This is a genomic window from Maricaulis sp. (genome assembly GCF_015665295.1).
Classification (GTDB): domain Bacteria; phylum Pseudomonadota; class Alphaproteobacteria; order Caulobacterales; family Maricaulaceae; genus Maricaulis.
Window position 1 is genome coordinate 105,669 of the sequence record NZ_JADFAJ010000007.1, and the last position, 19,366, is coordinate 125,034.

The following is a 19,366-nucleotide window of genomic DNA, read 5'->3' on the forward strand; positions in this document are numbered from 1 at the left end:
AATGGGGCTTTGGGCTCCTAGAACAGGCCCTCCACCTCCCCGGCCTTGTTGAGATGGATGTCCAGCGCCGCCGGATGGCGCGGCAGGCCGGGCATGGTCATGATCGAGCCGCAGACCGCAACCACGAAACCGGCCCCGGCTGACAGGCGCACTTCGCGGACGGGCAGTTCATGCCCCTCCGGTGCCCCGATGAGGGCCGGGTCGGCAGAGAAGGAATACTGCGTCTTGGCCATGCAGACCGGCAGATGGCCATAGCCGGCCGCCTGCCAGGCTTCGAGCTGGTTGCGGGCCGCCCGGTCGAAGGTGACCGAACCGGCGCGATAAATGGTGCGGGCAATCGTCTCGATCTTGTCGACCAGGGCAAGATCATCGCCATAGAGCGGCGCGAAATGGCTGGCCCCGGCCTCCACAAGCGCGCTGACAGCTTCTGCGAGCGCTTGCGTGCCCTGCCCGCCCTCGGCCCAGTGACGCGCCAGCACCGCCTTGACACCGCGCGCCTCGCAATAGGCCTGGATCGCGGCGACTTCCGCCTCGCTGTCGGCGGTGAAATGATTGATCGCGACCACGACCGGGACACCGAATTTCGCCAGATTCTCGATATGGCGACCCAGATTGGCGCAGCCTGCCTCGACCGCGGCGACATTCTCGGTGCCCAGCTGATCCTTCGCGATCCCGCCATTCATCTTGAGCGCCCGGATGGTTGCGACCAGAACCGCCGCTGACGGTTCCAGCCCGCCCTTGCGGCACTTGATGTCGAAGAATTTCTCGGCGCCCAGATCGGCCCCGAAACCGGCCTCGGTAACCACATAATCGGCCAGGCGCAGGGCGGTGTCAGTGGCGATCAGCGTGTTGCAGCCATGGGCGATATTGGCGAAGGGACCGCCATGCACGAAGGTCGGCGTGTGCTCCAGCGTCTGCACGAGATTGGGCTGGAAGGCATCCTTGAGCAGCACCGTCATCGCGCCGGCAGCGCCGATATCGGCGGCGGTGACACGGGTCCGGTCAGCCCGCTCGCCAATGACGATCCTGCCGAGACGATCCTCGAGATCGCCCAGATCGCGCGCCAGGCACAGGATGGCCATCACCTCGGAGGCCACCGTGATGTCGAATCCGGCCTCGCGCGGCGTGCCATGGGCCGGACCGCCCAGCCCGGTGACCAGATTGCGCAGGGAGCGGTCATTCATGTCCATCACCCGGCGCAGCGCGATGCGGCGGGTGTCGAGCTGTTGCTCATTGCCCCAGTGGACATGATTGTCGACCAAAGCGGCGAGCAGGTTGTGGGCCGCGGTGATGGCGTGGAAATCACCGGTGAAATGGAGGTTGATATCCTCCATCGGCACGACCTGGGCCATGCCACCACCCGCGGCGCCGCCCTTCATCCCGAAACACGGGCCCAACGAGGGCTCGCGCAGGCAGATGGCGACCTTCTTGCCGATCCGGGCCAGACCATCCCCGAGACCGACCGTGGTCGTGGTCTTGCCCTCGCCGGCGGGCGTCGGGCTGATGGCGGTCACCAGGACCAGCTTGCCGCGCGGACGGTCCTGAAGGCTGGCGATGTAGTCGCCCGACAGTTTCGCCTTGGAACGCCCGAAAGGAATGATGGCATCGTCCGGAATGCCCAGCCCGGCCGCAATCTCGACCATGGGTTTCAGGCTCGCCGCGCGGGCGATTTCGATATCACTGCGCATAAGGTCCCCTGTGGTGTGGTTGCAGGCAGTGTGGGCAAGTTGGAAACGCTTGCAAGCCGTCGAAGATTTCGCCCCGACTTGGCCTTCAAACTGCCCGCGAGACAAAGAAAAACGCGCCAGGTGATGACCTGACGCGTTTTCTTTTCAGACCTGTTGACCAGCGCAGCCGGTCAGCCGGTGACGACTCAGTCGTCTTTCGGCTCGAGGATCTGGCGACCGCGATACATGCCCGACTTCAGGTCGACATGGTGCGGACGGCGCAGCTCGCCGCTGTCCTTGTCTTCGATGTAGACCGGGGCTGCCAGCTTGTCGTGGGCCCGGCGCATGCCGCGTTTGCTCGGCGTCGTTTTTCTTTTAGGGACGGCCATTGAGCCTCTCCAGCGCTATGAATCAGTGGTCGGGACAGCTTTCGCTATCCGTTCGAGCCGCGCCGTATACAGGCTTAATCGACCCGTTGCAAGCATGGCGCGCGGCCTGTTGCAGGCTCGGTCGGCGATCGGGTCAGCCGCCGCTGGAATGGCCGACCGATCCACCCATCGTGCTGCGGGCATGACGCACTGGCGGATTGCCGTGAATGCGCACCGAGGCCCCCATGCTGGCAGAGGCGTCTGATGCCTCTGTGGCATGCGCAGAGACCGACGCACCGGTCGAGGCGTCGACCTCGACCCGGGCGCAGACCAGCTCGCTGGCGCGCAGGGAGGTGCCTGTGGACGCATCAATCTCCAGATCGCCGCAAACCCCGCTCAGGCGCACGGACGAGCCGGTGGCCACGTCAACCTCAAGGTCCGGACTGTCGATGCCACTCACCTCGGCACTGATGCCGCGACCGAAGGCCAGCTCGCTGATCGCCGGCATCGTCACCTGGACCACCACATCGAGATTGTGGCGGCGCGAGAACAGGCCACTGTGCTGGTCGATCTCCAGACGGTGGCCATCGACCTCGGTCTCGACCTTGTCGAAATCATCGGCATCGCCGATCAGCTCGACGGAAAAGACCTCGCCCTGCACGACGACCAGTTCGAACCCGCCATTGGCGTCGATCGAATCAAAACCGGTGAGATTGCGGCTCTCGCTGTCCTGGGCGAAGCCCGGCGCGGTGAGTGCAAGAGCCGCGAGGGCGGCGCCGGCAAGGGCGGTGAAACGGTGATGACGCATGGCAGTCTCCTTGATCCCGTGGTCGCATGATAGCGGCTTTGCCCCCCAGATGCCCGTGACAATGGGTTTAGATGCACCGGACCTGTAAAAAGGATTGAGGCTTGCGGTGCTGCGAAGGCCGACAGAGGGGATGATGATGAAGCTTGAGGAATTCGGCGCCTGGTCGCGACGCATCGCCGACTGGTCGACAACCTATCTGGAAACCCTGCGTGACCGTCCGGTCCGCCCGGCCACAAGGCCCGGCGATGTGCTCAACGCCCTGCCCGTCTCACCGCCGGAAACGGCGACCGGGATGGATGCGATCTTTGCCGATTTCGAACGCCTCGTCCCCGACGCCATGACCCATTGGCAGCATCCGCGCTTCTTTGCCTATTTCCCCGCCAATGCGGCGCCCGCCTCAATGCTCGCCGAACAGCTCGTCAACACGATGTCGGCCCAGTGCATGCTGTGGCAGACCTCGCCGGCCGCGACCGAGATGGAAACCCGTATGATCGACTGGCTGCGCCAGGCGGTGGGCCTGCCGACAGGCTGGCGCGGTGTGATCCAGGACAGTGCCTCCTCGGCGACCCTGTCCGCCGTCATGACCATGCGCGAGCGGGCGCTTGACTGGCGCGGTATCCAAACGGGCCTCAGCGGGGAAGCGGCACCGCGCATCTATGCCTCGGCCCAGACCCATTCCTCCGTCGACAAGGCGTGCTGGGTCGCCGGGATCGGCCAGGACAATCTGGTCAAGATCGCCACCACCGCCGACTACGGCATGGACCCGGATGCGCTGCGCGCCGCCATCCGGGCCGACCGCGCCGCCGGGCATCTGCCGGCCGGCATCGTGATCTGCGTCGGCGGCACCTCGATCGGCGCGAGCGACCCGGTCATGGCCGTCATCGAGGTCGCGCGAGCTGAAGGCCTCTACACCCATATCGATGCCGCCTGGGCCGGGTCGGCCATGATTTGCCCGGAGTTACGCCCGGTCTGGACGGGGGCCGAGCAGGCCGATTCCATCGTCTTCAACCCGCACAAATGGCTCGGCGCCCAGTTCGACTGCTCGGTGCAATTCCTCAAGGACCCGACCGACCAGCTCAAATCCCTCACCCTGCGCCCTGACTATCTGGAAACACCGGGCATGGAGGATGCGGTCAATTACTCCGAATGGACCATCCCGCTCGGCCGCCGCTTTAGGGCGCTGAAACTCTGGTTCCTGATCCGCGCCTACGGGCTGGAAGGGCTGCGTACCCGCATCCGCAACCATATCGCCTGGTCAAACGAGGCCTGCGAAACCATCCGCGCCCTGCCCGGCCTGGAGATCGTCACCGAGCCCCGTTTCAGCCTGTTCAGCTTTGCCTGCACCACTGGTGACGACGCCACCGCGGCCCTGCTCGAGCGCATCAACACTGACGGCCGCACCTATCTCACCCAGACCCGCCATGAGGGCCGCTACGTGATCCGTTTCCAGGTCGGGCAGTTCGACTGCACGCGGACGGATGTGATGGCGGCTGTGGGGGTGGTTGGGGATTTGGTTCAGCACTGATTTTCCTCCCCGGCCGTGGGGCGGAAAACCCTAAACCATCCGGCTCTGTTCCAGCGCCGCAGCGATGAAGCTCGCAAACAGCGGGTGCGGCTCGAACGGACGTGACTTGAGTTCCGGGTGGAATTGCACGCCGATGAACCAGGGATGGTCCTCGATCTCGACGATTTCCGGCAGCACGCCATCGGGTGACAGGCCGGAGAAGGTCAGGCCGCAGGCTTCCAGCTTGTCCTTGTAGCCGACATTGACCTCATAGCGGTGGCGGTGACGCTCCTCGATATGGGCCTGGCCATAGATCTCGCGAACCTTGGAGCCGTCTTTCAGGACAGCCGGATAGGCGCCCAGGCGCATCGTGCCGCCCATATCGTCACCGGCAGCGCGGGTCTCGACTTCATTGCCGCGGGTCCATTCGGTCAGAAGACCGATGACCGGTTCGCCGCGCTCGGAGAATTCGGAGGAGACCGCGTCAGGCAGGCCGGCCAGATTGCGGGCCGCTTCCAGCACCGCCATCTGCATGCCGTAGCAGATCCCGAAGAAGGGCACCTTGCGCTCGCGGGCAAAACGGGCCGCGGCGATCTTGCCCTCGACACCCCGTTCACCGAAGCCGCCGGGCACGAGCACGCCGTGCACGTCTTCCAGCGGTTCAAACGCGTCATCCTTCTCGAACTGCTCACTGTCGAGCCATTTGAGTTTGACCTTGACCCCATTGGCGATACCGCCATGGGCGAGCGCCTCGATGAGGGATTTGTAGGCGTCCAGCAGGCCGACATATTTGCCGACCACGCCGATCGTCACTTCGCCATCGGGATTGGCAATGGTCTCGGAAATGGCTTCCCAGCGCGACAGGTCGGGGTCCGGCGCGTCGGCAATGCCGAAACAGCGCAGGATTTCCGTGTCGAGGCCCTGGCGATGGTATTCCAGCGGTACGTCATAGAGCGAGGCGGCGTCGCGGCCCTCGATGACGGCGCTTTCCTTGACGTTGCAGAACAGGCCGATCTTGCGCTTGTCGCCCGGCGGGATCGGGATCTCGCAGCGGCACAGGAGGATATCCGGCTGGATGCCGATCGAGCGCAGCTCCTTGACGGAGTGCTGGGTCGGCTTGGTCTTCATCTCGCCGGCGACCTTGATGAAAGGCAGCAGGGTGACATGCAGGAAGACCGCATTGCCCTCACCCAGCTCCTGGCCGAGCTGGCGGATCGCCTCGAAGAAGGGCAGGCCCTCGATATCGCCGACCGTGCCGCCGATCTCGCACAGCACGAAATCCACGTCACCGGCATCGGACAGGACGAATTGCTTGATCTGGTCAGTGACGTGCGGAATGACCTGCACGGTCGCGCCGAGATAGTCGCCACGGCGCTCGCGCTCGATGATGCGCGAATAGATGCGGCCCGTGGTGATATTGTCGGCTTGGCTGGCAGCAACGCCCGTGAAGCGTTCATAATGGCCGAGATCGAGGTCGGCTTCCGCCCCGTCATCGGTCACATAGCACTCGCCATGCTGATAGGGCGACATCGTGCCCGGATCAACGTTGAGATAGGGGTCCAGCTTGCGCAGGCGGACCTTATATCCACGCGCCTGAAGCAGGGCTCCGATAGCGGCTGAAGCGAGGCCTTTTCCCAAAGAGGAGACCACGCCGCCCGTAATGAAGATATATCGCGGCATGGGCCGTCTGATTATCCCAGATTCGGACGCGTCGGAAGACGCGAGTTGAAATATGTGATGATTAAAGGCGGAAAGGACTAGCCGTCGGTCGGAACCGGCGTGCCGGACTCGTCATCCTCGACAGTGCCGGTGGCCAGGTTTTCAATCTGCGTATCGAACACACGATCACCGTCGGCCGTCACACCCGTGACGATGGCGAGCAGGATTGAATTACCGATAAAAACCGCAGCCAGGATCATCGTGGTGCGGGTCAGGATGTTGGCAGCCCCGCGGCCGGACATCATGCCGCCACCACCGCCGCCACCGATACCCAGGGCCCCGCCTTCCGACCGCTGCAGCAGAATGACGCCGATGAGACCAAGGGCGACCAGGAGCTGGATGATCAAAAGGACTGTGGTCATGAATACCGCCATAAGCCAGAACGCGCCGCCCGATCGGCAGCCCGTCCAGTGATATAAGGAGTTTCCGGTGCGATGCCAGCACCGCCCGGTCACATGGCGGCGCGTTTTATATCAGGCGAACCCTCTTGGCCAGCATCGTCTGCGGTTTGCGCTGCGGCCGCTGCGGCGGCGATCTCCGCCTTGCGCTGATTGGCTTCGGCCCGCGCCTGCAGGCGCTTGCGCAGATTGGACACGGTCCGGCCGATCTCGTTTTTCGAGCGTTCGATCGTGTCGCCATTGGCAAAGGCGGCATAGCTGCCCATGGCCAGCTCCTTGACCAGTTTGAGCGCCGCCGGCTCGGCATTGCGGCCATCCCCGAGCGCGCCGATCTGATCGATCAGGGCTTCGGCAACCTCGGCCGCCTCGCGGCGCCCGGCGCGCATGACATGGGCCCGCAATTCGCGGGCCGCGCGCTGCAGATCGTTGACATCCAGGGCGACCGGCACCTTGCCCTCGTCCTTCTTGGACGCTTCCAGCTCGACCGAGATGACGATGCGCATGGCGACCCGGCGCACACGTTCGCTGGTAACAGCCTCGCGCGCCTCCTTGACCCATTTCTGGGCATTATTGAGCGCCTGCTCGTCATTCTCGACCATGGCCTTGAGGAAATTGGGCACCGCAATCGGCGGCGCGTCGGTCGAGCGTTCGGTGTCCTTGCGGCGATCCGGACCGATATAGTCCGAAGTCACGATGAAATCCTTGCGGCCCTTGATCAGGGTCTTGACCCGCTCCTCGGCAAACATGGTCGAGAAAGGCCGCACGATGACATCATCGGCGCCACACTCGATCGCTTTGCGGATATGGCCGGTATCGCGACTCCAGGTCGTCAGCAACATGACAACGAACGGATTATTGCCCATCTCGCCACGGCGCACGGTTCGTACGAGGTGGAAGATATCGCTGTCAGTGGCACTCGACTCGGCGACGATCAGGGTCGGCGCACTGTCGGAGATTGCCGACTTGAAGTCCTTCAGTGTGGACACGCACTCGATCTGACGGAAACCGATTTCGAACAAGGCATAGCGCGTTGTCCGCTGGTTCACGTGCACAGGATCAAACAAAAGCACGGTGGCCCGGGCGTAGTCGATTTCGGCCATACTCAATGGAGCTCCAGCGACGGCGAATGACGAGTTCAGCGTTGGAGTGTCCCGCAAATAGGTTTCGATCCACTTACCGCACTAGTTCGCTTTTGAGGCTTGCCGCCTTGATTATGGCTGCAAAATCAGTCGCGTTGAGGCTTGCCCCCCCGACGAGGGCGCCATCGACATCGGCCAGTCCAAGCAGGTCGGAAGCATTGTCCGGCTTCACCGAACCGCCATAAAGAATACAGGTAGTTAGCGGGTCTGGCAGGCGCTCCCGCAAGGCCGCATGCATGCGCGCCACATCATTGATCGAGGCGGTCAATCCGGTCCCGATCGCCCATACAGGCTCATACGCTATGACCAAATCCACCCCGGTCTGATTTTGCGGCAGGGAGGCGGCCAATTGGCGCGCCACGACCTCAACCTCGCGCCCCGCCTCGCGTTCGGCGCGGGTTTCGCCAACACAGATCACCGGCACAAGCCCGGCCGCCAGGGCGGCATCGGCCTTGGCGCGGACATCGGCGTCGCTTTCGCCATGATCCGCACGGCGCTCGGAATGCCCGACGATCACGTGGGACGCGCCGGCATCGCGCAACATGTCAGCCGATACATCGCCGGTATGGGCGCCGCTGCGAGCGGCATGACAATCCTGCCCCCCGATGCGAATCGCCGTCCCCTCGCAGGCCCGGGCGGCCTGGTGCACGAGGGTCGAAGGCGGACAGACCAGCACGGTTGCCGGGCTTTGCGCCGCGACCGGCGCAATCTCGGAGAAAAAGCCGAGTGCTCCCGTGAGCCCGTGCATTTTCCAGTTTCCCGCGATGAGTGTCTGGCGTGTCATCTTGCCTCCCCGACCGGCCCGTCCTGACCCCTGATGAGGCGGAAGGAGTAATGATCAAATCGGGCATCGGCAACGGTGCGAAGCCACAATCGCAGGACAACCGCCCCTCGCGCTTGCGAGGCCCATAGCGCGCCGTTACCTTCCGCGCCACGTTTCCAAAAGGCATTTCGGTCTCATGCTGTCCAATTTCCGGTCCTTCGCCCAGTCGCCTCTCGCGCTCATCATCATCGTCCTGCTGGTCCTGGCCTTTGCCATGACCGGAGCCGGCGGCATCTTCACCGGCAGCGGCACCGCCGTCGTCGTGGTCGGCAATGAGCAGGTCAGCCAACGCGAACTGGCCACGGCCTTCGAACGCGAAGTGACACGCCTGCAGCAGCAGAATCCGGACATCACGCGCGAGATGGCGCGCGAGGAAGGCGTTGCCAGCCAGGTCCTGCAACAACAGATCACCTTTGCCGCTCTCGCCGCCCGGGCCCATGACCTCGGACTGGAAATCTCGGACGCCGCAATTGTTCGTGAGGCCGCGGAGATTCCGGCATTCCGCAATCCGGTCACCGAACGCTTCGACCCGGACACGATGCGCTCGGCCCTGCAGCGGGTCGGGATTACGGAAGACCAGTTTGCCAATGACATCGAAGGCGATCTGCTGCGCACACAGCTGATCCGCACGCTGGCCGGCCTTGCCGATGTGCCGGACCAGATTGCCGCAACGCGCTATCTTGTCGCCCAGGAGCAGCGCCGTATGTCGGCGCTCATTCTCGACGCCTCGACGGCCGACGAGATTGCCGATCCAACCGAAGCGGAATTGCAGGCATTCGTCGCCGAGACTCCGGGACAGAATGGCCAGCCGCTCTTCACCCGCCCGGAATTCCGCGGCATCACCCTGGTCCGCTTCCAGCTCGATGATTTCATCCGCGATGTCGCCATCGACGAGACGGTGCTGCGCGAGACGTATGACTACCAGGTCGAGACCAACCAGATCGGAACGCCTGCCCTGCGCAGCTTCACCCAACTGACTACACCGGATCAGGCCAGCGCCGAGGCCGCTGCAGATCGTCTCGCAAACGGCGAGACGCCGCAGGCCGTCGCCCTCGACCTCGGCCTCGAGACACCGCTGGTGCAGGACAATGTCCAGCGCCATGAAGTGCCGGACACCCAGCTGGCCGATACGATTTTCGCCATGACCCAGGACGAAACCCGCGCGGTCGAGGGGCGTTTCGGATGGAGCGCGGTCGTTGTCACCTTCGCGGAAGACGCCACCATCCCGAGCTTTGAGGACGAGCGCGAGGCCCTGCAGGCCGAAGCTGCGCGGGCCCAGGCGATGGATGACATGTATGCCGCCATCTCGGCTTTCGAAGCGGCCCGTGCCGATGGCGCCTCGCTGGAAGCGGCCGCCGAAAGCACCGGCACGCCGCTGGAGATTTTCCAGCCACTGGCCCAGAACTCCTTTGACGAGAGCCTGCAGTTTGACCCGGAGCGTTACCAGTCGCTGGCTCCGGAAATCCTGCCGGTCGCCTTCGAACAGGTCGAGGGTTTTGCCATCGATCTGCGCTCTTACAACGAGACGGATTTCTTCACCTTGCGGGTCGACACGATCGTGCCGAGCCGACCGTTCGAACTCGACGAAGTGCGCGAGCAGGCTGAAAACCGCTGGCGCGCCATCCAGGTCGACACGCAGCTTCAGGCCCGTGCCGAGGATGCACTCGCACAACTCGAAGCCGGTGACGACCTCGAACTCGTTTCACTGACCGCCGGCGGCCGCACAGAGAGCTCAACCCTCATTCGTGGCCAGACTGCAGGCGGCTTCACCCGCGCTGCGGTGTCGGCAGCCTTCACGATGTCGCCGGGCGAGTACCAGTTGCTGCCGGTTGCGGAAGGCCGCTATCTCATCCTCACGGTCGACGAAATCCTGCCTGCCAATATCGCGACCGCACCGGCAGCTGACCTGGCGGGGATCGAGCGCGACCTGTCGGATGAACTCGGCAATGACGTGATTTTCGCGACCCGGGAATTCCTGCTGCGCGACTATGGCATTACCGATGCGTCGATCGACAACCGTCTCTATTCGCTGGCCATCGGCGAGACTGATCCCAGCTCGCCACAATGACGCCGCACGCGCCGATCTCGCCTGACTTTGCGACGGTCGCCGCGCGTCTGGAGCGCGGTGAGACCTGTGTCATCCAGGCCCGGCGTGTCGACGACCTGCTGACGCCGGTGGCCGCCTATCTTCGGCTGGCGGCGGACCAGGCCAATACCTTCCTGCTCGAATCAGTCGAGGGCGGCGCCTGGCGCGGCCGATACTCGGCGATCGGGCTCGATCCGGACCTGATGTGGCAATGCCGCGATGGCGTCGCCAGCGAGGCACGTGGCATGGATGTCGCGACGCGCCACTTCACGCCGATCGGTACCGACCCGATGACCGCCCTGCGCGACGTGATCGAGGCCGCCCACTGCCCCCTGCCCGATGACGCACCGCCGCTGGCCTCCGGCCTGTTCGGCTATGTCGGCTATGACATGGTGCGCTATCTCGAGCGCCTGCCCGCAGGCGCCGCGCCGGATCCGCTCGACCTGCCGGAATCAATCCTGCTGCGGCCGCAGACCATGGTCGTCTTCGACGCGCTGAAGCAGGAAATCCAGGTCTATTGCCCGGTCCGCCCGGGCGAGTATTCCGCCCGCGAAGCCTATGATGCCGCCGTCGAGCGCCTGCAGACAACCCTGCAAAAACTGGCCGGCGTCACGCCCGAGCAAACGCCGCCGGTCGGCCGGCTCGGCACGCGTCAGTCCAATCAGAGCGAGGACGCCTACCGCCAGGCCGTGGACGCGGCGCGTGCCTATATCCGCGCCGGCGACGCCTTTCAGGTTGTGCCCAGCCAGCGTTTCTCGGCCGATTATCCGGCCGACCCGTTCTGGCTCTATCGCTCGCTGCGACGCCTCAACCCCTCGCCCTTCCTCTTCTTTTTCCGCTTTGACGGGTTTGAAGTGGTGGGATCGAGCCCGGAGATCCTGGTCCGGCTGCGCGATGATGTCGTGACGATCCGCCCGATTGCCGGCACCCGCCCGCGCGGTCGCACGCCAGCCGAGGACGACGCCTTGGAAGCGGACTTGCTGGCCGACCCCAAGGAACGTTCGGAACACCTGATGCTGCTCGATCTTGGGCGCAATGATGTCGGCCGGATCGCAAAACCGGGCAGTGTCCGCATCACCGCGCGCGAGATCGTCGAGCGCTACAGCCATGTCATGCACATCGTCTCCAATGTCGAGGGCGATCTGGCGGCGCAGGAAGATGTCGTCTCGGCCCTGTTCGCCGGTTTTCCGGCCGGGACCGTGTCCGGCGCCCCGAAAGTGCGGGCCATGGAAATCATCGACGAGCTCGAACCGCATCGTCGCGGTGTCTATGCCGGCGCCGTCGGCTATTTCAGCGCCGATGGCGGGATGGATACGGCGATCGCATTGCGCACGGCGGTGTTCAAGGATGGCCGGATGCATGTCCAGGCGGGTGCCGGCGTCGTGCTTGACAGTGATCCGGAGTCGGAACGTGTCGAGACGGTCAACAAGGCAGAAGCCCTGTTCCGTGCGGCGAGTGATTCACTCGGCCACTGATCTATTCAGACAGTGACGCCTGCAGGCCGGGCTCGGCCATGTGAAGCTGGTCCGCCAGCTCACCGGCCGTGACAAAGTCGAGGTCCGAGCGCCCCGGTTCGGCCAGCCAGGCCTCCAGAGTTTCCAGCGTCAGCGTGTGTGGATGTCCGATCACAACGGCGAACCCGTTCTCGCGGGCGAGCGCGACGGCCTCGTCGAGACGCGCCCGGATGGAAACCGTATCGAGATCGTGATCCAGGAAGATATCGCGCTCGATCGATCGCAGACCCAGACCGGACGCGACTGCCCCGCCGCGGCTCGCCGCCGTCGTCAGGCTGTCGAGGAAGAGCGGATTCTCATGGCTGATCGCCGCGAGCGCGACGCGCAGGGCGCGCGGGTCGGCGGTAAAACGGCTGCCCATGTGATTGTTGAGGCCGATCGCGCCCGGCACCTGTGCCATCGCCCAGCGCATGCGCGCCTGCAGGTCGGCATCGCTGAGCCCGATCCGCAGGGCATTGGGCCCCGGATCGGCCAGACCAACCGGCTCCATCGGCATGTGAAGCAGGACGTCATGTCCGCTGGCCCGGGCCCGCACGGCGAGCGGCCCAGACGCTTCGGCATAGGGCAGGATGGCCAGGGTGAGTCGAACCGGCAGCGCAATGACACGCTCGGCGGCAGCAACATCCAGCCCGGCATCATCGATCACCAGGACAATTTGCGGGCGCCGCCTCGGGTCCGTTGAAGGCACTGCGGATTCGGGGAGGACCGGGCTCATATTTGATGAAGCCACATCAATCGGTGTCGCCAGCGCGGCGGTTTGTCCGCCGACCACGGGCAAATCGAGCGAATCAAAGTTGCGGGCGCGGCTGACCCGCACGCCCTGATGCTGGGCCGGGGCGTCGGCGGACGCCATGGCCGGCATCGGAAAACCGCCCTTGCTTGCGATCGAAAAGACAATTGCGCCAAGCAGATAAGCGGCAGCCGCCAACGCACCGGCCAAAGCCGGAATGGCGGAGTGGCGCGCCTTGAGCGGTGTCGGGGAAAGTCGGGTCATGACACCAGCTCGCGCGAGCCTGGTTAATCAGGCGTTAATGCGCTTGCGGGATTGGCGAAACCGGGTCCGGCGACTAGCTTTTCCGGCAAGGAGAGCCGCATGCTGCTGATCATCGACAATTACGACAGCTTCACCTTCAACCTGGTCCACTATTTCCAGGAATTGGGGGCACGGACCAAGGTCGTGCGCAATGACGCTTTGAGTGTGGCTGAAGCGCTGGCGCTGAAGCCGAGCGGAATTGTGCTTTCGCCCGGCCCGTGCGCGCCTGACAAGGCCGGTATCTGCCTCGATCTCATCGCCACGGCACCGGATGATCTGCCCATTCTGGGTGTCTGCCTGGGTCACCAGTCGATCGGACAGGCGTTCGGCGGTGAAGTGATCTCGGCCAAGACCATCATGCACGGCAAAACAAGCCCGGTGGCGCATGACGGGACCGGGCTGTTTGCCGGACTTCCCAGCCCGTTCACGGCCACGCGCTATCATTCCCTTGCGGTGCGCCCGGAAAGCCTGCCCGACATGCTGGTCGCCACCGCCCATACCGCCGATGGCGAGATCATGGGGCTGGCGCACCGGACCCGGCCGGTCCATGGCGTCCAGTTCCATCCGGAATCGATCGCCTCGGAGCACGGCCACGCCCTGCTGGCCAACTTCCTCGACCTCACCGGCCTGCCCCGCGCCCGGGCGGCCTGAGACAAACCGCCGCCCGAGAGCGTTGAATTGCCCGCAGCCTCGCGCTACGTCCCGGGGGTTCGCTTTGTTCAACCCGGTGACAGGTATGCCGTCTTCGACCGTTTCATGTTCGTCTTTCCCGGCCCGTGCGGTCGGCCCGGCCGGCATGGCGCAGGCGACGCGCGTTCGATACGCTCAGCCGGACCGCCGATGGCGCGGCACCCGTCGATGGCGCATGACCGCCTCCTGACGGCCCCCGGGCTGATGGCCGACCGGCTTTGGGCCGGACTTGAATATAGCTGGCGAAACGACTGACAATGCAAAACATTTCCTTGTGCCTCAACGCTTTCTCGCGCGGCAGTTATCCTGAGGACGCCGCCATTGCGGGTGCCTTTGACGAGCTCATGTCCGGCGATGTTGCCGATGCCGCGATCGGTGGTTTTCTGATCGGCCTCGCCGCGCTTGGCGAACGCCCGGTCGACATCGCGGCCGGCGCCCGTGCCATGCGCAGCCGGATGACACGGATCACCGCGCCGGAAGGCGCGATCGACACCTGCGGTACCGGCGGCGACGGCAAGGGCGCGTGGAACATCTCCACCGCTGCGGCCATTATCGCGGCCGGCGCCGGTGCCATTGTCGCCAAGCATGGCAATCGCGCCGCCTCGTCGAAATCCGGATCGTCCGACGTCCTCGCCCAGCTTGGCGTCAGACTTGATTGCCCGCCGCAAGCTGTGGAGCGGGCCCTCACCGAGGCCCGCGTCGGCTTTCTCTTCGCACCGGCGCACCACGCAGCGGTCCGCCATGTCGGTCCGGCCCGGCAGACGCTTGGCGTACGCACCGTGTTCAACCTGCTTGGCCCCCTGTCCAACCCGGCTGGTGTCAAACGGCAATTGCTCGGCGTTTATGACAGGCGCTGGCTCGTGCCGATGGCCGAGGCGCTGCGCAATCTGGGCTGCGAACACGCCCTCCTGATGTGCGGCGAGGACGGGATGGACGAGTTGACGACAACCGGTCGCTCCCACATCGCGGAGCTGCGTGATGGCGAAATCCGTGAATACAGCTTCCACCCGGAAGAAGCCGGCCTGCCGCTCGCATCCGCCGAAGCCCTGCAAGGCGGCTCGCCGCAGCTCAATGCCCAGGCCATTCGCGACCTGCTCGACGGTGCATCCGGTGCCTTCCGCGACATTGCCGCGCTCAATGCCGGCGCAGCCCTCCTGCTTGCCGGACGAGCCGACAGCATTGCCGCCGGCACGCGGCTTGCCGAGGCCGCCATCGATGACGGCTCGGCGAAGGCCGCGCTCGCGCGCATGGTCGCCATCTCGCACGCGGAGGCCTGATCCATGACCGGTATTCCCGACACGCTGGCCCGGATCGGCGCTTACAAGCGCGACCATATCGAGGCCTGCAAGCAGGCGCGGCCCTATGCCGACATTGCCGCCGCTGCACGTGATGCCGCGCCGGTCCGAGGTTTCGCTGCCGCGCTTTCTGCGGCGCCCGATAGTCTCGGCCTGATCGCCGAGATCAAGAAGGCGAGCCCTTCGAAAGGACTGATCCGCGCCGATTTCGATCCGCCCGCCCTCGCCCGGGCCTACGAGCTGGGCGGCGCGACCTGCCTGTCCGTCCTGACCGACACGCCAAGCTTCCAGGGTGCCGATCATTTCCTCACCGAGGCTCGCGCCGCGGTCTCCCTGCCGGCCCTGCGCAAGGACTTCATGTATGACCGCTATCAGGTCGCCGAAGCCCGCCTGCTTGGTGCGGACGCCATCCTGGTCATCATGGCCGCCGTCGACGATGACACGGCCCGCGCGCTGATCGAGGAGGCGGCGCAGTGGTCGCTCGACGTGTTGGTCGAAGTGCATGACGCGCCGGAAATGGAACGGGCGCTGGCCCTGGATGCACCACTCCTGGGCGTCAACAATCGCAATCTGCGGACATTCGAGACATCACTGGACACATTCGATGCCCTTGCGCCCATGGTCGGTGACGACCGCCTGCTTGTCGCGGAAAGCGGGATATTCACCGCCGATGACGCGCGACGCCTGAAGCAGGCCGGTGCGCGCGCCCTCCTCGTCGGCGAAAGCCTGATGCGGCAGCACGATGTCACCGCCGCGACCCGAGCCCTCATGGGTCGATCGGCCGCCGCTTGACGCGTTTTCAGAACACTTGTAGAACAAACCCACCTATTCATGATTTGTTCCCGGCGGGTTGCACCTGATTCCGGGAATGGGAACAAGGGGGTTGCCTTGCTGACGCGGAAACAGAACGAGCTGCTGCTCTTCATTCATCAACGCATCAAGGATACCGGGGTCTCGCCCTCTTTCGACGAGATGAAGGGCGCCCTGCAACTCGCCTCCAAATCCGGCGTGCACCGCCTGATCACGGCGCTGGAAGAGCGCGGCTTCATTCGCCGACTCGCCCATCGAGCGCGGGCGCTTGAGGTGCTGAAGCTTCCCGAGTCGGCTGCCGCAGCCGGGTCACCGGCCGTGCCGCAAGGCAATCTTGGTCCCAATGTCGTACGCGGCAATTTTGCCAAACCGGACGAAAGTCCGCGCGAGACAACCGTCGATGTCCCGATTCTCGGGCGGATCGCGGCCGGTGTTCCGATTTCGGCCATCCAGCATGAAACCGACCGTGTGCCCGTCCCGGCTGACATGGTCATGGGCGGCGAGCATTTCGCGCTCGAGGTCAAGGGTGATTCCATGATCGAGGCCGGCATCATGGATGGCGACACCGTCCTCATCCGGCGATGCCAGTCGGCCGAGTCCGGCGATATTGTCGTCGCCCTGGTGGATGATGAGGAAGCCACGCTCAAACGGCTGCGCAAGAAAGGCGGGTCGATCGCCCTGGAAGCGGCCAATCCGGAATATGAAACCCGCATTTTCGGCCCGGATCGGGTCAAGGTGCAGGGCCGTCTGGTCGGACTGATCCGCCGCTATCACTGAGGCAGATCAACGGCGCTGGCACGGATTTGGCCTTGGCGTCGATTTGGACTTGGCGCCGATTTGGACTTGGCGCCGATTTGGACTTGGCGCAGCGTCCGCTGCAGCGGACGCCATCGACCGAGCCCTCAGGAGTGCGCCCAGGGCCTCAACACGCTCTGTGCCCGCTGCGGCATGTCCGGGAATCCATTCCTGCGACCCGCTGTGTCGGCTTGGTGCCGCCGGCCAGCCTGCAGCGTTGAATCTGCGCCGACCGGTTTCAGCCGACCAGTTTGCGCCGTCCGCTGTGTGCCTTCCGCTTTGTGCCAACCAATTTGCGCCAACCAATTTGGGCCGGCCAATTCTTGCCGTCCGCTTTGCGTGGTCGTTGCGGGCTTGTGAGACCACATGATGGGCCCGCACAACACAGTGTGAACATCCAGTGTGATCATGCAGTCTGGTCATGCTGTGTGATCAAAGTGTGTGATCTCACAATGGCACGGGACAGGGTGACCCGGATGATGCACCCCTTCCGCTTTTGCCGGAGCCGTTCGCACGCGTCCGGACCGCCATTCCCCATCAGACCGAAGCGCGCACACCGGGCCCGTCTCCAGACCGCATTGTCTTGCCCTCAGGAGCCCTGGCGCGGGGCCGGGCGGGCATGCCGGACCGACACGATTTCGCCCTGCCGCAGATACAGCGACTGGCTACCGGTCCGTTCGAGCACATCGGTGTCGATAATGTCGGCACCGCATTGCTGCTCGACAGGTGGTGGCACGCGCATGTCCGCGATGATCAGGTCGGCGCGGGCGCAATCGGTCTGCCAGTCATCAAGGGCAAGCAGGCGGGTTACGCGCAGGCCGCCCAGCCGCGCACTGCAGCCCTGCCCGTCGCAACGGGCGTCCCACACTGCAGGCGCCGGCTGAGCCACAGCCCGGGCCTCCAGGAAGACCCGGGCCGCAAAGCGCGAGCGTCGCCGGTCGCTGACCACCCATTGCCCCGTCTCGTCCCGCGCCAGGATGAGGCCCGTATCCGAGATGAACAGGTTTGGTTGCGGCAGGACCGCCCAGCCAGCCAGCGCCACGGCAATCAGGGCGGCGCCGGAGGCGCGCCACCGGCCACGAACCAGAAGCGTCAGGACAAAACCGGCAGAGAAGATCGCCAGAACCAGACCCGGCGCGGCTGGCAGATGACGCTGGGCTCCCGGCCAGTCCGCGACCCGGTGCGCGAGGTCGAGCATGACCGACAGGCCCCACTCCATCAGCGCAAAAGGCAGGCCATCAAGGCCGAGCGGGATCAGGACCAGTCCCAGCACACCGGCAGGCATCACCACGGTTGAGAAGATCGGCATGACGAGGAGGTTTCCGGCCAGGCCAAAACTGGCGATCCGATGGAAGTGAAAGGCAGCGAAGCCAGCGGTCGCTGTCCCGGCGACCAGGCTGGTCGTGCCCAGTCCGCCAAAGAAGAGCCGGATCTGAGCCAGAACACCATTTCGCGCCTGACGGTCGGAACCCGCCTGCCAGACCCGGGCAGCCGTGATCAGGGCTGCCGCCGCTGAAAAGGACATCTGAAACCCCGGCGTCACCACGGCCTGAGGCTGCATCACCAGAACCGCCGTGACAGCCAGGGCGAGCGTGTGAAGGGACAAGGCGCGACGGCCGAGAATAACGGCCCCCAGCACTGAAACCGTCATGATGAAGGCGCGCTGGGTCGGGATAGCCGCGCCGGACAGCAGGAGATATCCGGCCGCAAAGACCAGCGCCACCCAGGCCGCCGGCACCGCTGCATCATGGCGCCTCGCCCAAGGCGAGATTGCCGAAAACCCCAATCGCACCGCAAAAAAGACACCGCCCGCCAGCAGGGCCATGTGCATGCCGGATATCGCCAGGACATGCCCCAGCCCCGAGCGGCGCAGGGCGTCGACATCACCGGGATCGATATGGGCACGGTCGCCGGTCAGCAGTGCCGCGGCCAGCGCGCCCGGCCGGTCCGCCATACGGCCACGGATATGGCCGGACATGTCAGCCCGCAGGCGGGCAATCGCCCGCGCCAATTCATCCTGTTCGAGTTCGGGTCCGGCGTCCGCCGGCGCAATGGCATAGCCGGTTGCAACAATGTCCCGGAAGGCGGCGTGAAAGGCGAAGTCATAGCCGCCCGGTATGGCGGCCGGGCGAGGCGCTGCGAGCACCGCCCGCAGGCTGATCGGATCGCCGGGACGGATGGAGGCAGCATTGCCCAGCACCCGAACCCGTCGCGCCCGCGGATCGTTCGCGTCCTGCACCAGGCGGACCAGCAGTCTTTGCCGACCGCTGGCGCTGCGATCAATGGCCTCCAGCCAACCGGTCAGCTCGACGGCACGCTGGCCGTCCGCGATCGGTGTCCGGTCGTGATGGGCGGCCTCGTGACTTGTTGCGCGCCAGGCAAGGGCCGCCGCTGCGAGCAGGATCACGGTCATCATTGCGGCCAGCCGGCGCAGGAAGATTCGTCGGCCAGGGGAAAAGCGTGCGAGACCAAAAGCAAGGAACGCTGCCAGCAAAAAGCTCGAAACGAGACGCCAGCCGCTCGGACAAGCCCCTGAAAAGACCGCCGCACAGCCGATGATCGCGCCCAGGCTGACGAGAACGGCCGGGCTGAAATCTGCAAGCGGATCAACGCGATTGACCGGTTGATCCGGGTTTCTTGCCACCCGCTGCGGCAGGATTGCGTCAGGTTGAAGCATGAAGCAGCCTACGGTCTATCGCAAAAGCTGATATTCATGC

At 64.9% G+C, this 19,366-nt stretch carries 16 protein-coding genes; 7 read left to right on the top strand and 9 right to left on the bottom strand.

Features of this window, described 5'->3' with window-relative positions; all coding sequences use genetic code 11:
- Positions 1-17: 17 nt before the first annotated feature.
- The 3 genes from QZZ02_RS03800 to QZZ02_RS03810 form a co-directional block, all read right to left on the bottom strand.
- On the bottom strand, positions 18-1,688 hold the full coding sequence (locus QZZ02_RS03800) for a formate--tetrahydrofolate ligase (RefSeq protein ID WP_291842508.1): 1,671 nt from the start codon (positions 1,686-1,688) through the stop codon (positions 18-20).
- A gap of 185 nt (positions 1,689-1,873) precedes the next feature.
- The gene (gene rpmF / locus QZZ02_RS03805) at positions 1,874-2,056 is read right to left on the bottom strand and encodes a 50S ribosomal protein L32 (RefSeq protein ID WP_075189795.1); all 183 of its coding nucleotides are present in this window, start codon (positions 2,054-2,056) and stop codon (positions 1,874-1,876) included.
- A gap of 133 nt (positions 2,057-2,189) precedes the next feature.
- Positions 2,190-2,843 (bottom strand): head GIN domain-containing protein, encoded by a 654-nt coding sequence (locus QZZ02_RS03810; RefSeq protein ID WP_291842510.1) that lies wholly within the window; start codon positions 2,841-2,843, stop codon positions 2,190-2,192.
- 136 nt (positions 2,844-2,979) lie between these two features.
- Here QZZ02_RS03810 and QZZ02_RS03815 point away from each other — a divergent pair, with 136 nt between their 5' ends.
- Positions 2,980-4,368: a pyridoxal-dependent decarboxylase gene (locus QZZ02_RS03815; RefSeq protein WP_366511493.1), complete on the top strand. Its 1,389-nt coding sequence runs from the start codon at positions 2,980-2,982 to the stop codon at positions 4,366-4,368.
- 30 nt (positions 4,369-4,398) lie between these two features.
- Here QZZ02_RS03815 and QZZ02_RS03820 read toward each other — a convergent pair whose 3' ends face one another.
- From QZZ02_RS03820 to tpiA, 4 genes are all read right to left on the bottom strand, one after another.
- Positions 4,399-6,027, bottom strand: a complete 1,629-nt coding sequence (locus QZZ02_RS03820) for a CTP synthase (RefSeq protein WP_291842512.1) — start codon at positions 6,025-6,027, stop codon at positions 4,399-4,401.
- A 77-nt stretch (positions 6,028-6,104) separates the two neighbouring features.
- The gene (gene secG / locus QZZ02_RS03825) at positions 6,105-6,428 is read right to left on the bottom strand and encodes a preprotein translocase subunit SecG (protein ID WP_291842513.1); all 324 of its coding nucleotides are present in this window, start codon (positions 6,426-6,428) and stop codon (positions 6,105-6,107) included.
- Between the two features lie 89 nt (positions 6,429-6,517).
- Positions 6,518-7,570, bottom strand: coding sequence for a response regulator receiver protein (locus tag QZZ02_RS03830; RefSeq protein WP_291842514.1), 1,053 nt, complete (start codon positions 7,568-7,570; stop codon positions 6,518-6,520).
- A gap of 67 nt (positions 7,571-7,637) precedes the next feature.
- The gene (tpiA, locus tag QZZ02_RS03835) at positions 7,638-8,387 is read right to left on the bottom strand and encodes a triose-phosphate isomerase (protein ID WP_291842516.1); all 750 of its coding nucleotides are present in this window, start codon (positions 8,385-8,387) and stop codon (positions 7,638-7,640) included.
- A 175-nt stretch (positions 8,388-8,562) separates the two neighbouring features.
- Between tpiA and QZZ02_RS03840 the strand changes: the two genes are divergently transcribed.
- A complete protein-coding gene (locus tag QZZ02_RS03840) occupies positions 8,563-10,494 on the top strand; it encodes a peptidylprolyl isomerase (RefSeq protein ID WP_291842517.1) in 1,932 nt (643 codons plus the stop codon).
- Complete coding sequence (trpE, locus tag QZZ02_RS03845; protein ID WP_291842518.1) at positions 10,491-11,987, top strand: anthranilate synthase component I; 1,497 nt, start codon at positions 10,491-10,493, stop codon at positions 11,985-11,987. The genes QZZ02_RS03840 and trpE overlap by 4 nt, the downstream gene beginning before the upstream one ends.
- A 1-nt stretch (position 11,988) precedes the next feature.
- Here trpE and QZZ02_RS03850 read toward each other — a convergent pair whose 3' ends face one another.
- Positions 11,989-13,020: a divergent polysaccharide deacetylase family protein gene (locus QZZ02_RS03850; protein ID WP_291842520.1), complete on the bottom strand. Its 1,032-nt coding sequence runs from the start codon at positions 13,018-13,020 to the stop codon at positions 11,989-11,991.
- Positions 13,021-13,119: 99 nt separating this feature from the next.
- On the opposite strand from QZZ02_RS03850, the gene QZZ02_RS03855 reads away from it, so the two are divergent.
- The 4 genes from QZZ02_RS03855 to lexA all read left to right on the top strand — a co-directional run bounded on the left by QZZ02_RS03855 (position 13,120) and on the right by lexA (position 16,631).
- Entirely contained in the window at positions 13,120-13,710 is a 591-nt protein-coding gene (locus QZZ02_RS03855) for an aminodeoxychorismate/anthranilate synthase component II (protein ID WP_291842521.1), read from the top strand.
- A gap of 296 nt (positions 13,711-14,006) precedes the next feature.
- Positions 14,007-15,026: an anthranilate phosphoribosyltransferase gene (gene trpD / locus QZZ02_RS03860; protein ID WP_291842522.1), complete on the top strand. Its 1,020-nt coding sequence runs from the start codon at positions 14,007-14,009 to the stop codon at positions 15,024-15,026.
- A 12-nt stretch (positions 15,027-15,038) separates the two neighbouring features.
- Entirely contained in the window at positions 15,039-15,836 is a 798-nt protein-coding gene (gene trpC / locus QZZ02_RS03865; RefSeq protein ID WP_366511494.1) for an indole-3-glycerol phosphate synthase TrpC, read from the top strand.
- Between the two features lie 96 nt (positions 15,837-15,932).
- A complete protein-coding gene (gene lexA, locus QZZ02_RS03870; protein WP_291842524.1) occupies positions 15,933-16,631 on the top strand; it encodes a transcriptional repressor LexA in 699 nt (232 codons plus the stop codon).
- A gap of 607 nt (positions 16,632-17,238) precedes the next feature.
- On the opposite strand, the gene QZZ02_RS03875 is transcribed toward lexA, so the two are convergent.
- Positions 17,239-19,326, bottom strand: coding sequence for a ComEC/Rec2 family competence protein (locus QZZ02_RS03875; RefSeq protein WP_291842525.1), 2,088 nt, complete (start codon positions 19,324-19,326; stop codon positions 17,239-17,241).
- Between the last annotated feature and the right edge of the window lie 40 nt (positions 19,327-19,366).

Excerpts from the sequence above, each read along its gene's own strand:
- QZZ02_RS03800 (WP_291842508.1), bottom strand. The coding sequence starts at position 1,688 with ATGCGCAGTGATATCGAAATCGCCCGCGCGGCGAGCCTGAAACCCATG.
- rpmF (WP_075189795.1), bottom strand. The coding sequence starts at position 2,056 with ATGGCCGTCCCTAAAAGAAAAACGACGCCGAGCAAACGCGGCATGCGC.
- QZZ02_RS03810 (WP_291842510.1), bottom strand. The coding sequence starts at position 2,843 with ATGCGTCATCACCGTTTCACCGCCCTTGCCGGCGCCGCCCTCGCGGCT.
- QZZ02_RS03815 (WP_366511493.1), top strand. The coding sequence starts at position 2,980 with ATGAAGCTTGAGGAATTCGGCGCCTGGTCGCGACGCATCGCCGACTGG.
- QZZ02_RS03820 (WP_291842512.1), bottom strand. The coding sequence starts at position 6,027 with ATGCCGCGATATATCTTCATTACGGGCGGCGTGGTCTCCTCTTTGGGA.
- secG (WP_291842513.1), bottom strand. The coding sequence starts at position 6,428 with ATGACCACAGTCCTTTTGATCATCCAGCTCCTGGTCGCCCTTGGTCTC.
- tpiA (WP_291842516.1), bottom strand. The coding sequence starts at position 8,387 with ATGACACGCCAGACACTCATCGCGGGAAACTGGAAAATGCACGGGCTC.
- QZZ02_RS03840 (WP_291842517.1), top strand. The coding sequence starts at position 8,563 with ATGCTGTCCAATTTCCGGTCCTTCGCCCAGTCGCCTCTCGCGCTCATC.
- trpE (WP_291842518.1), top strand. The coding sequence starts at position 10,491 with ATGACGCCGCACGCGCCGATCTCGCCTGACTTTGCGACGGTCGCCGCG.
- QZZ02_RS03850 (WP_291842520.1), bottom strand. The coding sequence starts at position 13,020 with ATGACCCGACTTTCCCCGACACCGCTCAAGGCGCGCCACTCCGCCATT.
- QZZ02_RS03855 (WP_291842521.1), top strand. The coding sequence starts at position 13,120 with ATGCTGCTGATCATCGACAATTACGACAGCTTCACCTTCAACCTGGTC.
- trpD (WP_291842522.1), top strand. The coding sequence starts at position 14,007 with ATGCAAAACATTTCCTTGTGCCTCAACGCTTTCTCGCGCGGCAGTTAT.
- QZZ02_RS03875 (WP_291842525.1), bottom strand. The coding sequence starts at position 19,326 with ATGCTTCAACCTGACGCAATCCTGCCGCAGCGGGTGGCAAGAAACCCG.